Below are 14,659 nucleotides of genomic sequence, written 5' to 3'. Positions count from 1 at the left end.
CGTTCCGACCCCTTTCATTCCGACCCCTTTCGTTCTGGTCGCTTTCGCTTCGGTCGCTTTCGTTCCTGGCGCGTTCATGAGGCCTCCCGTACGGCGTGGGCAGGGGCGGCCGCCGGGAACAGGGCCGCTGTCAGGGCGGTGAACTGGCGCTCCAGGTGCCGGGTGGCGACGAGGTTCCGCTCGGTGAGGGTCCGCCGTACCTCCGCCGATGCCCGCTCCAGCGCCCGGAACTGTTCGAGCAGCCGGCCGGCGTCGACCTCGCGGGCCGGATGGCAGTACGCGTCCAGCCCCATCCGCGCCATGAGCGCGTCGCTCTTCGCCGCGTAGCTGAGCGCGAGCGTCGGCGTGCCGGCCTTCAGCGCGCAGACCAGGTTGTGGTACCGGGTCGCCACCACGGTGTCGGCGGCGGCCGTCTCCCGCATCAGGTCGGCCAGCGAGGCCGCCCCGGCGGCGGTGACCAGCGGCGAGTCCACCGCGTCGAGGATCGCGGCGACCACCGGCGCGTCGGCCTCGTCGCCGGTGAGCAGCCGGACCGGCCTGCCGTCCTCGGCCAGGGCGCGGACGAAGCGGGTCGTTCCGTCGAGGTAGCGCCGGTGGATCTCCCCGGCCCGGGCGCGGTCGTCGTCGCCGCCGTGGAAGGCCATGACGCCGACGCAGACCCGGCCCGGCGGGCCGGCGGGCGCGCCCGCCGGCGGTGCCGGCAGGGCGAACGCGAGGTCCGGGTGGACCTCGTCGCGCGCGGTGTCCACGCCCATCGCCCGCATCGCGTCACGGGAGAGCGTGTCCCGGTACGAGCGGTAGGCGGCCAGCCGCGCCGACCAGCGCACCAGGGTCCGGGTCGGCCGGCTGCCGATCGGGGCGGCGCCGACGCCGACCAGCGCCACCCGGGTGGCGAACAGCCGGCCGGTCGCGCAGAGCAGGAACAGCGCGTACGGGAAGCCCCACGGCCGCAGCGGCAGCGTCGCCTCCAGGACGCCCATGCCCGGCACGATCACCACGTCGTGCCGCCGCACCCAGGCGGCGGTGCGGACGGCGTCGACGAGTTTGCCCAGCCCCTTCGCCGCGACCGCGCCCGCGCGCGACGCGGTCCGGTACTCCCCGCGGTACCAGTGCAGCCGCGTCGCGGGGATCCCGTACCGGGCCGTGACGGTCCCGGGCCCGCCGCACAGCGCGTCCACCACCGCCTCCGGGTGCGCGGCGCGGAGGTACCCGAGCACGGCCTCCAGCGACCCGTCGTTGCCGAGGTTGCCGGAGCCGAGCAGGCCGAACACCCCGACGCGCACCGGAGTTCCGTGCGCGGGCGTCATGTCCGCCTCCCCTCACGGCCGGCGACCAGGGCGTCGACGGAGACGGTGAGCCGGCCCGGGTCGACCGGGGCGCGGTCCTCGACCCGCTCGCCGGCGCCCGGCCGGACCCGGCCGGCCAGCCACGCGGCCAGGTGGCGGTAGCACGCGCGCCGGTCGGCGGGGGAGAGCGGCGCCCGCCGGATCGCCGCGACGAAGCCCCACACGTACTCGGCGAGCAGCCGGGGCGTCGGGTGCAGCGGGCCCGCCCGGCGCGGGTCCAGGTTGACGCACCGGGAGCGCTTGCCCGGGTTGGCCCGCTCGGCACGGGTGGGGTGGTCGCGGCGGAAGTACAGCAGCTCCGGCACCTGGTGGAAGGGGCCGCGCAGGGTGATCTCGGCGACGAACGTGCGGTCCGCGTGGTGGTAGCTGTCGTGCGGCTTCACCCGGCGCAGCATGTCGGCCCGCATCACCCCGTAGAAGTCGTCGCCCCCCGGCTCGAACAGCAGGCTGCGGAAGCGCTCCGGGGCGTACGGCGAGTCGGTGGCGAGCCCGTACGCGTACGGGACCTTCACCCGGCCCTCGCCGTCGATGACCGCCTGGCCGCTGTGCGCGAGGATCACCTCCGGCCGCTCGTCCAGCGCCTCGACACAGCGCCGCAGCAGGTCGCGGGCGTACAGGTCGTCGTGCGAGGCCCACTTGAACAGCTCGCCGCGGCACTCCGTGAACACGTGGTTGTGGTTCGGTGCGGCGCCGATGTTCCGGGGCAGCCGCAGGTACCGGACGCGCGAGTCCCGCGCGGCGTACCGGCGGCAGATGTCCTGCGTCCCGTCGGTCGAGGCGTTGTCGGAGATGACCAGTTCGAAGTCCTCGTAGGTCTGGCCGAGCAGGGCGTCGAGCGACTCGGCGAGGTACTCCTCGCCGTTGTACACGGGCAGGCCGATGCTCAGCCGGGGAAGGGCGGTCATGGCGTCCTCACTTCGCGGATGGGGTGGTGGTGGCGCTCGCGCAGGGCGGACCGCAGCTGCAGCCACCACACGGCCGAGCCGCAGAGGGTCGCCGCGGCGACGCCCCAGGCCGAGCCGAGGGTGCCGGCGGCGGCCGCCCCGCCGAGCCCGCCGCCGACGTAGCAGGCGGAGGCGAACAGCTGGCAGCGCAGGCTGCGCCGGGCCGCGCCGAGCGCGCGCAGCCCGGCCGCCGCGCCGGTGCCGAGGCCGGCGCCCGCGACGCCGAGCGTGGCCGGCACGATGAGCTCCGAGGCGGCGGGCCAGACGCCGCCGAGCACGAGCTCGCCGAACCGGTCCGGCACCAGCAGCAGCGCCGCGCCCCAGAGCAGCGCGGCGGCGGCCTGCGCGCCGCCCAGCAGGAGGCAGAAGGTGCCCAGCCGGTGCGGGGCCCTCCGTACCACCCGGGCCGCCTCCGCGACGGTGACCAGCGACAGCCCCATCAGCAGGGCGAGGAACGGGCCGAGCAGCAGCTCGGCCCCCCGGACCACCCCGACCGCGCCGACCCCGACGATCGCGCCGAGCCCGTACGCGCGCAGCTGGCTCGCGCCGCTGACACAGGTGTTCTCGACCAGGTACCGGTAGCCGAGGTCGCGGTGGTCGCGCACCCACGCGCGCGCTCCGGCCGGGCGGGGCCGGATCCCGGACTGGAGGCAGCCGTACCCGGCGGCCACCGCGGCGGACCCGCCCCAGGCGAGCAGGAAGGCGGACACACTGCCCACGCGCGCCGCCACCACCATGGCCGGGACGAGCGCCACGCCCCACACCAGGTCGTTGACGAACGCCTTCCGCCCGGCGCCGGCGGCGAAGAACGCGTACCGCCAGGCGTCCTGCAGCAGCAGTCCCGGCAGCATGAGGCCGAGGCAGGCGAACGCGGACCCCACGGCGCCGCCGACCGCCGCCCCGATCACCAGACACGCTCCGCCGATCGCGGCACCGACGCCGAGCGCGGTACCCGACGACCGGGCCACCGCCCCGCGCCAGGAGGCCTCCGGCACCCCGCTGAAGCGCACCACGAGCGGGTCGGTCGCCAGCCCGCGGGAGACGCTGAGCACCACGCCGTAGGTCACCCACGCCAGGCTGAACACGCCGAACGCGGCGAGCCCGAGCGAGCGCGCCACGTAGATCCCCACGACGAAGTTGGTCAGGCTGGAGGCCGCCTGGTCGGCTAGCCCCCAGGAGAGCCGGGCCGCGACGGCCCGGGCGGCGGTCCGCCGGGCGGGTCCGGCCGGTGCCGTCGTCTTCTTCCCCTCGGTGGTTTTCTTCTCCTCGGTGGTCATCGGCGTCATGCCTTGACCAGTCCGGCGGCACCCAGGGCGTCGGCCGCGGCGGCGACGGTGTCGAACGGCAGCCCGGACCGCTCGGCGACATCCAGCAGCGTGTGCTCGCCGTCGGAGAGGCTGAGCACCCAGAGCATGGCCATCTGCGCCTGCTTCGCGTCGCTGCGGCCGCCGAGCGAGTCGTACAGCCCACGCCGGCCCAACTGCGGCTCGCCGTACGGACTGAGGTTGACGTACCGCCGGTTGCGGTCCAGGACGGCGAACGCCTCGCGGCACAGGGCGAGCGTGTCCGCCATCGCCTCCGGGGAGACGAAGTCCAGGTTGTCCGCCGAGGTGTGGTATTCGGGGTAGCCCGCGTACGGCGTCCGGCTGAGTGAGCCCACGCCGAGATCGAAGCCGGGCGAGCAGAACTGCCGCTCGTCGTAGCCGTACGGAGTGAACTCGGCGATGTGGTGCGGGCGTTCGGAGGCGTCCAGCACATGCCGCATCACCCGGTCGATCTCCGCGTCGCCGCGCCTGCTCCGCTTGTAGTTCAGTTGGCCCGGGTCGCCGGCGCAGGCCAGCACCAGACCGTGCCTGACGTGTGCCACCCGCTCCTCGTTGCGGGCCAGCCAGGTGATCGCCCCGATGGTGCCGGGCGCGAACAGGAACCGGTAGGTGTAGTACGGCGTCGCCTCCGCCAGCGCCCGGGCCAGGAACGTCGCCACCGCGATGCCGGCCAGGTTGTCGTTGGCGAGCGACGGGTGGCAGACATGGCAGGAGACGAGCACCTCGTCGGCGACCTGCCCGGGGACCACGTGCTCGGCGTAGGTGAGGTGGCCGTCGGCGAGTGTGGAGTCGACACACACCTCGTACTCGCCGTCCGGCAGCGCGTCCAGGGTCTCCTGGGCCAGGCAGAACCCCCATTCGGGCCGGTAGTAGCTGGTGCGGTACGGGATCCAGGACGGGTGGTCCGGCAGGGTGTGCAGGTGTCCGCGCAGCTCCGCCAGCGGCATGGTCGCCGACACCGGCACGCTGTAGCCGAGCACGTGCAGACTCGACGCGGCGAAGTCGACGACCCGGTTGCCCGCGCTGTCCGCGATGTACGCGTCCCGGATGTTCCACTCCTGCGGCACCGTCCAGTCGAGCACCCGGGTCCCGGTCGGCACCTCGCGCACCTCCAGCGGGACGTACTCGCCGACGATGTCCAGGGTGGCGCGCACACCGTCGCCGGTGATGCTCCGGCACAGCGGGTACAACCGCTCCACCAACGCGTACATCTCCTCGCCCGCCGCGGTCACCGGCGCCACCGCAGGGTGTCGTCGACGGCGCCGGCGTCGGACGCCGCGCGCAGCACGGCGAGCCGGGTGAAGCGCTGCTCGAAGTCCTCCCGGGTCAGCCCGTGTTTCCGGTAGGCGTCGGCGAGTTCGAGGGCGCCCTGCTCCACCGTCCACGCGCAGTCGAAGCCGGGCACCGCGGCGCGGAACCGGGAGAAGTCCACCCGGTACGACCGCGGATCGGCACCGGTCTCCCCGGTGATCACCACCCGTGAGCCGGGTATCGCCTCCGCGACCTTGCCGGCGATCTCGGCGACCGTGACGTTGTTGATCTCGCTGCCGATGTTGAACGCCCGGTCGTGCACGGATTCCCGCGGCGCGGTCAGCGCGGCCGTGAAGGCCTGTGCGATGTCCGCGGCGTGCACCAGCGGGCGCCAGGGGGTGCCGTCGGAGAGCACCAGCACCTCGCCGGAGAGCAGCGCGTGGCCCACCAGGTTGTTCAGCACGATGTCGGCGCGCAGCCGGGGCGAGTAGCCGAAGGCGGTGGCGTTGCGCAGGAACACCGGGCTGAAGTCGCCGTCGGCGAGGGCGTGCAGATCGTCCTCCACCCGCACCTTGGACTCCGCGTACGGGGTCACCGGGCGCAGCGGGGCGTCCTCGGTCACCAGGCCGCTCTCGCCGGCGGCGCCGTAGACCGAGCACGTCGACGCGTACAGGAAGCGCCGCACCCCGGCGTCGCGGGCCAGCCGGGCCAGCGTGACGGACGCGTGGTGGTTGATGTCATGGGTGAGTTCCGGCGCCAGCGCGCCCAGCGGGTCGTTGGACAGGGCGGCCAGGTGGATCACGGCGTCCACCCCGGCCACGTGCGCGGCCGTGATGTCGCGCAGGTCCACCCGCGGCCCCGGCGGGTCCTCGGGCGGCGGGCCCAGGACGCAGTCGGCGAACAGGCCGACGTCCAGCCCGGTGACCTCGTGCCCGGCGGCCGTGAGGACGGGGGCCATCACGGTGCCCAGATAGCCCTGGTGCCCGGTCAGCAGTACGCGCACAGTTCATTCCCCCAGGTCGAGAGTGAGTTTGGTGACGGCGAACGCCTCGGCGTAGCGCGCGTGGCTTTCGATGCCGCGGATCCGGGCCAGCCCGAGGAAGGCCTCCCGGTCGTACCAGGGCCGGTGCCGTTGCGAGGGGTAGTGCTCCTGGAGCAGCCGCGCCTTCCGTTCGGCGGTCTCCGGCGACAGCGGCTGGTACGCCGCCGGACGGCCGAGGTCGCCGTCCCACTTGACGATCTCGTAGCCGAGCACGAGGTGGTCGCGGAAGGCGGTGGACATCAGCTTCGCCAGGACGCGGTGATCCTGGTGCGCGTCGTCGGTGCGCGGGGCCAGCACGAGATCCGGCTCGGTCCGCGCGCGCAGCTCCTCGACCGCGGCCTTGGCCTCGCCCCAGTGCGCCGGCAGCCGGCCGTCCGGCAGCTTGAGCACGGTCAGCCGCAGGTCGGCGCCCGGGCAGAAGGCGGTGAGCGCGGCCTGCTCCTCCCGCTCCCGCTCGCCGCCACCGCCGGAGAGCACCAGCGCGTCGACCCGGATCCCCGGCCGCGCGTGACACAGCGTCAGCAGGGTGCCGCCCGCGCCGATGGCGATGTCGTCGCAGTGCGCGCCCACCGCGACGATCCGGGTCAGGGGCCCCGCCCCGAGCCGGATCACGCCCCCGCCCCGGAGCCGTACCCGCCGCCGGTCGTGCCCGCCCCCGCGCCGTTCCGTTCCCACACGGCCCACGGGCGGTCGCCCCGGGCGTAGGCGTCGTCGAGCGCGGCCCGCTCCTTGACGGTGTCGGTCGGCTTCCAGAAGCCGCGGTGCTGGTGTGCCACCAGCCGTCCGCGCTTGGCCAGTTGGGCGCATCCGTCGGCGACCAGGTCCCCGTTCTCCGGGATGTGGTCGAAGATCTCCTGGCGGAGCACGAAGTAGCCGCCGTTCTCCCACAGCGGCAGTTCGCTCACCGCGGTGATGCCCCCCACCAGGCCGTCGTCGCCCAGGTCCACGCAGTGGAACGAGGACTGCGGCGGCACCACCATCATCGACGCGCCGGCGTCGCGCCGGGCGAACCGGTCGATCATCTGCGGCAGCGGGGCGTCGGTCAGCACGTCGGCGTAGTTGGCGAGGAACATCTCGTCGCCGTCCAGGTGGTGCCGCACCCGGCGCAGCCGCTCCCCGATCGGTGACTCGATGCCGGTCTGTGCGAACGTGATCGTCCAGGAGGCGATGTCGGTGGAGAGCAGCTCGGTCCGCCCGCCCCGCAGCACGAAGTCGTTGGACGTCGTCTCCTCGTAGGTGAGGAAGAAGTTCTTGATGTGGTGGGCCCCGTACCCGAGGCACAGGATGAACTCCGTGTGCCCGAAGTACGCGTAATAGCGCATGACGTGCCAGATCAGCGGCCGCGGGCCGACCATCGCCATCGGCTTGGGCACGTCGTCGGAGGCTCCGTTGCGCATCCGCAGCCCGTAGCCGCCGCAGAACAGTACGACCTTCATGGCTTGACCTCGACAATGCTCAGTTCCGGTATGGGAAAGACCAGCCGGCCGCCCCAGGCGTGCACGAAGGACAGTTGCTCGACCAGCTCGGCCCGCAGGTTCCACGGGAGGACGAGGACGTAGTCCGGCCGGTCGGCGGCTATCCGCTCGGGCGGCAGGACCGGGATGCGGGTGCCCGGGGTGAACCTGCCGTGCTTGTAGGGGTTGCGGTCGACCGTGTACGGGAGCAGGTCGGGCCGGATGCCGCAGTGGTTGAGCAGGGTGTTGCCCTTGCCCGGGGCGCCGTACCCGACGACCGTCTCGCCGCGCTCGGCCGCCTCGATGAGGAACCGCAGCAGGTCCCGGCGCACCTTGGCCACCCGGGCGGAGAACTCGGTGTACCCGGACAGCTCCCGCAGCCCGGCGGCCTTCTCCCGGTCCAGTACGGCGGCCACCTGCCGCGTCGGCTCGCCGGCCGCCTCGGCGGGACGGGCCCACAGCCGGACGGAGCCGCCGTGCGTGGGCAGCAGTTCGACGTCGACGAGCGCGAGCCCGCCGCTCGCCAGCGCCTGGATCGCGGACGCCACCGTGTAGTACTGGAAGTGCTCGTGATAGATCGTGTCGTACTGGTTCTCCTCGATCAGGGTCAGCAGGTGCTGCACCTCGATGGAGACCCAGCCGTCATCGGCGACCAGCGCGCGCAGCCCCCGGGTGAACCCGACCACGTCGGGGATGTGCGCGTACACGTTGTTCGCCACGACCAGGTCCGCCGGGCCGTGCTCGGCGCGGACCCAGGCGCCGGTCTCCGGGTCCAGGAACGCCGTGAGCGTGGGCACCCCCGCCTCCCGCGCCGCGGCGCCGACGTTCACCGAGGGCTCGATGCCGAGGCAGCGGATCCCGCGGTCCTTCACATGCCGCAGCAGGTACCCGTCGTTGCTCGCGACCTCGACCACGAGGGAGTCCGCGCCGAGCCCCAGCCGCCGCACGGCGCCGTCGACGAACGTCCGCGCGTGCTCCACCCAGGAGGTCGAGTAGGAGGAGAAGTACGCGTACTGCGTGAACGTCTCCTCCGGTGTGATCAGCGGAGGGATCTGCGCGAGCCAGCAGTCGGTGCAGACCCGCAGGTGCAGCGGGTACGCCGGTTCCGGCCGGTCCAGTTCGTCCGCCGCGAGAAAGCTCTCGCACGGCGGGGTCGCCCCCAGGTCGACGACGCTGGACAGCGCCGTCGAGCCGCAGAGTCGGCATCGTGTCATCTCCTGCCCCCATCCCGCCCGCGCGGGTCTCCCCGCCGCGGGCCAGTGCTTTTGTCCCCTGCCGGCGGCGGGCCTTCCCCGCCGCCGGACCGCACCGCGATCGCGGTGCGGTACCCCTCCACCAGGCGCTCCAGCCCGACGGCCGGGCTGAAGTCCCGCTCGTAACGGAGCCGGGCCGCCCGGCCCATCTCCCGGTTGCGCTCCGGCCCGGCCGTGATCCGGCGCAGACAGGACGCGAGCGAGGCGGGCTCGCCGGGCCGGTGCAGCAGCCCGGTCACGCCGTCCTCGACGAGTTCGGTGAAGGCACCGTGCCCGGCGGCGACGGCCGGGACCCCCGCCGCCATCGCCTCCACGACCACCAGGCCGAACGCCTCCAGCCAGGTCGAGGGAGCCACCACGGCGACCGCCCGAGCGAGGGCCCGCCGGCACTCCGCCGGGTCGTACAGGCCGACGTACCGCACATCGTCCCGGCCCGCCGCCCAGGCGGTCACCTCCCGCTCCAGCGGCCCCGCGCCGGCGACCACGAGCGGTACGCCCACCCCGCCGTCGGCGGCGATCCGGTCCCACGCGGCCATCAGCAGCCGCACGCCCTTGGCCTCCGCGAGCCGGCCGAGATAGAGCAGATGCTCGCCGGAGCCCGCCCGGCGGGGGCCCGGGTCGGGCACGAAGTTGTGCTTCACCGCCAGCCGTTCGGCGGGCATACCGGCCCGCACCAGGACCTCGCGCTGCGCCGCCGAGATGCAGAAGAACCGCTCCACACCGGTCCACCACCGCCGCCGGTTGACCGACAGGCCGACCGCGAGCGGCACCGTCGCCAGCCGCGAGTTCCGGTAGCAGCCGTGCCGGACGGCGGGCAGCGGCGCCGACCCGACGCACTCGGCGCACGGCCGGCCGTCCCGCCGCAGCGTGCCGGGCGGGCAGACCTGGGTGTAGTTGTGCAGCGTGGCGACGGCGGGCACGCCGGCGTCGGCGCAGGCGGCCAGCACCGCCGGCGACAGCAGCGGGAAGACGTTGTGGACGTGCACCACGTCCGGCCGCTCGGCGCGGAGCCGGGCGGCGAGCTCCGCGCGGACCGCCGGGTTCCACGGCACCAGCAGCGCCACCGCGGCCTTGCCCGGCAGGGACCGGGCGGCGATGTCGTCGCTGCGCCGCTCGAACACCCCGACCCGGTGGCCGGCTTCGCGCAGCAGCGCCACCTCCTGGTCGACGACCGTGTTCTCCCCGCTCGGCTGCGCCGAGGCGTAGCGGTTGTGCACCACGAGGACACGCATGGTCAGGTCACCTCCGGTCTCAGGGCCTCGCGCGGGACGCCCCGCCGAGAGGCTTCGGGCGCGGGCTCGGGCGCCGGTTCGGGCGCCGGTTCGGGCGCCGCGAGGGCGGGGGCCGCGGCGGGCGCCGCCAGCAGCGAGGCGGCCACGGCCAGATGCAGCAGATACGGCGAGGCGTCGCCCAGCCCGGCCTCGGTGTACGAGGCGATCGCGCAGTAGCAGATCAGGAAGAGGGCGCAGGCCCTCGACAGCGACGGCGGCCGCAGCAGCGCGACCCCGCCCAGCACGATGAAGACCGCCGCCACCACGGCGACACCGGTCACGCCCTGCTCGTGGAAGACGGCCAGCCAGCTGTTGTCGATCGGCAGCCCGCCGAACGACTTGTCGCCCAGACCCGCGCCGAACAGGAACTCCGAGGTCGTCCGCGGTGCCGCCAGCAGGGCGTCCCAGACCTTGGCCCGGCCGGTGAGGCTGGTGAAGTTCTCCTGGCTCTGCCCGCGCAGGAACCACGCCTGCACCACGGAGCCGAACCCCACCGCGGCCATGGCGGCGCACACCACCGCCCAGGCGAAGAACCGGCGGGCCGCGGCGCTGGTCAGGACGAGCGAACCGATCGCCAGGACCAGCCCGGCGACCAGCCCGAGCGTCGCCGTACGGGTATGGGTCAGCGCCAGCAGGACGAGGGACGGCACGATGACCACCGCCGCGCCGACCCGGTCGGTCCCGCGGCCCAGCACGAGCAGCACGGTGAGCCCGATGATCACCGCGGCGTACTGTCCGATCTGCGGCGGGGTGAGCGGCCACAACGCGCCGACCAGCCGCCCGCCGTAGAGCTCGGGCAGGGCCGCGCCCGGTGAGATGACCGCGCCGGCCGCCACCGACCCGAGGACCGCGAAGTACATCCGGATGTGGTGCCGGACGAAGGACGGACCGCCGTCCCACCAGCGGCTGATCAGCCACAGGGTGCCGACGAAGAGGGCCAGCCGGGCGCAGCGGAACAGCGCGCCGAACCCGGACTCCAGGTCCGCGCTGGAGATCACGCTCGGCACCAGCAGCAGGGTGAGCAGGAAGACGAAGGCACTGGCCCGGACGCGCAGCCGGAGATTGACCGCGAGCGCCAGCGCGAACGCGGCGACCAGCGCGCCCATGGTGACCATCTGGATGAGGGAGCGGGGCAGCGGGACGATGGTCCGCGCCCCGGCGGAGCCGAGCGTGTTGAGGATCAGCAGCCCCCAGACCGTCCCGACGGTCTTCGACGTGTGGTCCGCGCCCATCTCAGCCACCGTCCCGCGCGCGGAAGGTGCTCCCCGCGTCCTGCTCGTACGGAGTGGACCGCCACTGCCCGGAGTCGAGCACCCGGCTCGGGTCGTGGGCGACGAACTCCCACGGCCCGACGTAGACGTTGTCGTACCAGCGGTTGCGCTGCTCGCGGGTGATCGCCTCGGCCACCCGCTCGCCGTGGTACGGCGACCAGTCCGGATAGGTGCCGTAGTTGGCCAGCAGCGCCATGCGGCCGCACTTCGCCGCGCAGTCGACGACGGACCGGTCCAGCAGGAAGCGGTTGCCGTGGATCTCCACCCGCTGGGTCTTCCACCGGCAGTCGGAGTAGAGCGGCGCGCTGGCGATCGCCGGCCGCGCGCAGCGGCCGGTGTCCTTCACCAGCAGGGTGCAGGCACCGGACGAGGTGTTGGCCGGGCTGTTGCAGAACCGGTCGGCGTTCTCCCACAGGGTGATCCCGGACCAGTTGTCCTCCAGCACGTTCCGGTAGATCTCGATCCTGTCCGTACGGGCCCGGATCCGTGGTTCACCGCCGGACTCGGAGAGGTAGACGGTCGCGAACGGGAAGGTGTCGCCGCGGTCGGCGTACCTGCGGCCCTCGACCCAGTTGTTCCGCCGGATCGTGTTCTTCCGGATGACCGCGTTGTAGCTGGTCTCATAGATCAGCGCGGCACCGTCGTTGGCCTCCAGCAGGTTGTCCTCGATGCGGAAGTCGTTGTTGTTGGTGTCCGCCCACAGCCCGGCCCCGCGGTTGTCGTGCACCCAGTTGCCGCGTACGTCGGCGCCGTCGACGGCCCAGAACTTGACGCCGCCGGTGCAGCCGCAGCCCGGCCGCCGCCGCTCCCAGTCGTCCTTGTTGTTGCCCGTGATCTCGTTGCCCTCGACCACCAGGCCGGTGAGGCGCCCGGAGGCCTGGTACGCGTTCATGCCGTACTGGCCGTTGCCGCGCAGACAGCTGGCGCGGACCCGCTGGCGGGCACCGGCCATCAGCCCGGCGCCGGAGTTGTTCTGGATCGTCGCGTGCTCGATCACCCACCCTTCGGCCGAGTCATGGTTGACCACGCCCTCGTTGTGCGGCGCGACGAACCCCTGCACGGTCAGATGGCGGACGGTGACATCACGGGCGGTGCCGCCGAACGCGTACTGGTTGGTCTTCCGGCCGTCGAGGACCGCGCCCGGCGCGCCGACGTAGCTGTTCCCCTCCTTGGGGATGACCTGGGCGTAGCGGTCCGGTGCGAGCCGGTGCGTGCCCGGCCGGAGCCAGAACGTGGTGCCCGGGGGGCTCTTCCTGGTCTTCGCGGCCAGGTCACCGGTGACCGCGGGGTCGACCGTCACCGCGCCCGCCGGCGCCTTCGACGGACCGGCCGCGGGCTCGGCGCACACCCGGGCCACGGACGTGGTGGACGGCGTGGCGGTCGGCTCCGGCCGCGCGTCCGGCGCGCTCTCGCAGCCGGTCGCCGCCAGCAGGGCCAGCGCCAGCGGTGCCGCCGGTAACGCCCAGTGCCGCCACTGCATACGCACGCGTCGTCCTCCTCGGACTCCTCGGAGCCTGTCGTCGATCCGGCCCGACCCCCACGACCGGCCCTAACCGTGGAACCTGAGTACGGTGGTGAACCCCTCCGCGCCGCCGGTGAAGCCGGTGCCGACCAGCGTGGTGGCGGGTTCCTTGCGCCCGAAGCCGGCGGAGTACCACCCCAGCGGCGGGTCGCTCTCGCCGCGATGCGCCCGCCAGGACAGCGCTCCGGGCAGGTCGAGCGCCGCGGAGCGGTCCTCGCCGTCCCGGGTCCAGGTGAGCGCGGCCCGGTTCCCCACCAGCTCCGCGGCGATCGCCGGGCCGAGGTGGAACGCCAACTGCACGGCCCGGCGCGGGCCGCGCACCTCGTCGACCACCCGCAGCTCCCGGCTCGCGGCCGTCAGCTCCACCCGGCGGCGGTGCACGGAGCGCCGGTAACCGTCGTGCTCGGCGCACCAGCGGGCCGTCCCCCCGCCGGAGGCGCCGGACGGGTCCGCGGCCAGGACCCGGCTGCGGGCCCCCCGGGTCCACAGGAACGGGCCGCCGGAGACGGACTGGTCGGCGCCGTCCAGCCGCAGGGTGTTGTGGCCGAGGGTCGACCGGAAGTACCGCCGCCACTCGGGCTGCCCGTGGTAGCAGTACGTCCCCGGGTCGGCGAGCACGTCGACCCCGTCGTGCCGGACCTCCACGGACAGCGCGTCCGCGTGGGCGTGCGCGGCGATGGACAGGAATCCGTGCGGACCGCCGTCGCAGCGGCACCAGATCCCCGCCGGGCCCCGCAGGATGGTCATGCCCGCGTCGGCGAAATGGTCCGGCCGGCTCGCCGGGCGGGAGACGGCCCGCGCGGTCCCGTTCGCCGCGTACGGCCGGATCAGCGCGGCCAGCAGCGGGGTGCGCACATCGGTGCCGGTCACCTCCGGCCACCAGGCGAGCCGGCCGAACACGGCGTCCCCGGTGGCCAGCAGCGACGCCCAGCGGTCGGTGTCCGCGCCGTCCACGACCAGACCGTGCCCGTCGTCCGCGTCCCCCTGGCGCGGCGGCCGTAACCGGCTGTCCACGACGGCCGCGAGCGCGTCGGTCATCCGCAGCAGCACCTCCCGGACCGACGCGGGGACCGGGGCACCGGCCCGGTCCGCCTCGGCGACCGCGGCCAGGCCCAGCTCCAGCACCAGCCCGTGGTACTCGGTGGCCAGCTCCCGGTTGAGACCGGAGCCGAAGGTGTTGCTCCGCAGCTGGTGCTCCAGCGACCGCAGCGCGTCGGCCCGCCAGCGCGCCGAGGGGGGGAACCAGCCGAACGCGCAGGCCGCGGCGGCCTGCCCGGCGGCCTCGGCGATGACGTGGTTGTTCGCCGACGACCCCCGGCTGGGGAAGGCGGCCAGCCAGCGCTGGTGGTGCCAGATCTGCCGGAGCGCCACCGGGTTGGACTCGAACAGCCCGGCCGCGCCCGGCCAGCCGTCGAGCAGCCGGCGGATCCACACCCAGGACAGCAGCCGGATCCCCAGCTCGATGCCACTGGTCCAATGGACCCCGCGCAGCGGCGCGTTCGCCGCCCACCACGACCGCAGATGCGCGGCCACCCGCTCGGCGTACCGTTCGTCGCCGGTGAGCGCGTAGGCGGCGGCGAGCACGGTGAGGTACTGATGCCGGGACAGCTCCCAGATCTGCTTGATGTCCCCGACCACGTCCTCGTCCCGGTACGGCACGTCGAAGGCGTGGTCCCGCGGAGCCCGGCGCCCGGTCCTCGGGTCGTACGTCCAGTCCGGGTCGGCCAGGTCGTCGCGGTCCACCCCGAAGTACCCGCCGTGCCCGGCCATCAGCCGGTCGGCCTCGGCGACGAGCCGTTTCGCGGCGTCCGGAGGTACCGCGGTGAGCGTCCCCTCGGGCAGGACCGCGGTGAACCGGGCACCGGTCACCTCCGGGCACTCCGGGAGCGCCGACCGCCACCGCCGCCTGCGCACCGCGTCGCCCGCCCGGCCGCCGACCTCCCGCGGCCCCATCCGGGACAGCCGCCGCAGGTACCAGCC

Annotated in this window: 12 protein-coding genes; all 12 read right to left on the bottom strand. The window is 74.1% G+C overall.

All coding sequences use genetic code 11. The features are described 5' to 3' along the window. Positions 1-74: 74 nt before the first annotated feature. The gene (locus AB0P17_RS10905) at positions 75-1,307 is read right to left on the bottom strand and encodes a polysaccharide pyruvyl transferase family protein (protein ID WP_365809630.1); all 1,233 of its coding nucleotides are present in this window, start codon (positions 1,305-1,307) and stop codon (positions 75-77) included. Then, on the bottom strand, positions 1,304-2,251 hold the full coding sequence (locus AB0P17_RS10900; protein WP_365809629.1) for a glycosyltransferase family 2 protein: 948 nt from the start codon (positions 2,249-2,251) through the stop codon (positions 1,304-1,306). Before AB0P17_RS10900 ends, AB0P17_RS10905 begins: the two co-directional genes overlap by 4 nt. Further along, positions 2,248-3,576, bottom strand: coding sequence for a hypothetical protein (locus tag AB0P17_RS10895; protein WP_365809627.1), 1,329 nt, complete (start codon positions 3,574-3,576; stop codon positions 2,248-2,250). The genes AB0P17_RS10900 and AB0P17_RS10895 overlap by 4 nt, the downstream gene beginning before the upstream one ends. After that, complete coding sequence (locus AB0P17_RS10890) at positions 3,573-4,856, bottom strand: DUF4910 domain-containing protein (RefSeq protein WP_365809625.1); 1,284 nt, start codon at positions 4,854-4,856, stop codon at positions 3,573-3,575. The genes AB0P17_RS10895 and AB0P17_RS10890 overlap by 4 nt, the downstream gene beginning before the upstream one ends. Beyond that, positions 4,844-5,869, bottom strand: coding sequence for an SDR family oxidoreductase (locus AB0P17_RS10885; protein WP_365809624.1), 1,026 nt, complete (start codon positions 5,867-5,869; stop codon positions 4,844-4,846). Before AB0P17_RS10885 ends, AB0P17_RS10890 begins: the two co-directional genes overlap by 13 nt. 3 nt (positions 5,870-5,872) lie before the next feature. Continuing rightward, entirely contained in the window at positions 5,873-6,520 is a 648-nt protein-coding gene (locus AB0P17_RS10880) for a PIG-L family deacetylase (protein ID WP_365809622.1), read from the bottom strand. After that, positions 6,517-7,344: a glucose-1-phosphate cytidylyltransferase gene (locus AB0P17_RS10875; protein ID WP_365809620.1), complete on the bottom strand. Its 828-nt coding sequence runs from the start codon at positions 7,342-7,344 to the stop codon at positions 6,517-6,519. The genes AB0P17_RS10880 and AB0P17_RS10875 overlap by 4 nt, the downstream gene beginning before the upstream one ends. After that, positions 7,341-8,576 (bottom strand): class I SAM-dependent methyltransferase, encoded by a 1,236-nt coding sequence (locus tag AB0P17_RS10870; protein ID WP_365809619.1) that lies wholly within the window; start codon positions 8,574-8,576, stop codon positions 7,341-7,343. The genes AB0P17_RS10875 and AB0P17_RS10870 overlap by 4 nt, the downstream gene beginning before the upstream one ends. Then, positions 8,573-9,847 carry a glycosyltransferase gene (locus AB0P17_RS10865; protein WP_365809617.1) on the bottom strand — a complete coding sequence of 425 codons (1,275 nt, stop codon included), beginning with the start codon at positions 9,845-9,847 and terminating at the stop codon, positions 8,573-8,575. The genes AB0P17_RS10870 and AB0P17_RS10865 overlap by 4 nt, the downstream gene beginning before the upstream one ends. A gap of 2 nt (positions 9,848-9,849) precedes the next feature. Next, entirely contained in the window at positions 9,850-11,118 is a 1,269-nt protein-coding gene (locus tag AB0P17_RS10860; RefSeq protein ID WP_365809615.1) for an O-antigen ligase domain-containing protein, read from the bottom strand. 1 nt (position 11,119) lies between these two features. Further along, entirely contained in the window at positions 11,120-12,637 is a 1,518-nt protein-coding gene (locus AB0P17_RS10855; protein WP_365809693.1) for a right-handed parallel beta-helix repeat-containing protein, read from the bottom strand. 69 nt (positions 12,638-12,706) lie between these two features. Continuing rightward, positions 12,707-14,632, bottom strand: a complete 1,926-nt coding sequence (locus AB0P17_RS10850) for an alginate lyase family protein (protein WP_365809691.1) — start codon at positions 14,630-14,632, stop codon at positions 12,707-12,709. Positions 14,633-14,659: the final 27 nt, after the last annotated feature.

Source organism: Streptomyces sp. NPDC088124 (genome assembly GCF_040685895.1).
GTDB lineage: Bacteria > Actinomycetota > Actinomycetes > Streptomycetales > Streptomycetaceae > Streptomyces.
Note: the sequence above shows the minus strand (reverse complement) of the source record. Positions and strands in the feature narration are given on the sequence as shown.

What these genes read in the sequence shown, in the direction of transcription:
- AB0P17_RS10905 (WP_365809630.1), bottom strand. Translation starts at nt 1,307, where the DNA reads ATGACGCCCGCGCACGGAACTCCGGTGCGCGTCGGGGTGTTCGGCCTG.
- AB0P17_RS10900 (WP_365809629.1), bottom strand. Translation starts at nt 2,251, where the DNA reads ATGACCGCCCTTCCCCGGCTGAGCATCGGCCTGCCCGTGTACAACGGC.
- AB0P17_RS10895 (WP_365809627.1), bottom strand. Translation starts at nt 3,576, where the DNA reads ATGACGCCGATGACCACCGAGGAGAAGAAAACCACCGAGGGGAAGAAG.
- AB0P17_RS10875 (WP_365809620.1), bottom strand. Translation starts at nt 7,344, where the DNA reads ATGAAGGTCGTACTGTTCTGCGGCGGCTACGGGCTGCGGATGCGCAAC.
- AB0P17_RS10870 (WP_365809619.1), bottom strand. Translation starts at nt 8,576, where the DNA reads ATGACACGATGCCGACTCTGCGGCTCGACGGCGCTGTCCAGCGTCGTC.
- AB0P17_RS10865 (WP_365809617.1), bottom strand. Translation starts at nt 9,847, where the DNA reads ATGCGTGTCCTCGTGGTGCACAACCGCTACGCCTCGGCGCAGCCGAGC.
- AB0P17_RS10860 (WP_365809615.1), bottom strand. Translation starts at nt 11,118, where the DNA reads ATGGGCGCGGACCACACGTCGAAGACCGTCGGGACGGTCTGGGGGCTG.
- AB0P17_RS10855 (WP_365809693.1), bottom strand. Translation starts at nt 12,637, where the DNA reads ATGCAGTGGCGGCACTGGGCGTTACCGGCGGCACCGCTGGCGCTGGCC.
- AB0P17_RS10850 (WP_365809691.1), bottom strand. Translation starts at nt 14,632, where the DNA reads ATGGGGCCGCGGGAGGTCGGCGGCCGGGCGGGCGACGCGGTGCGCAGG.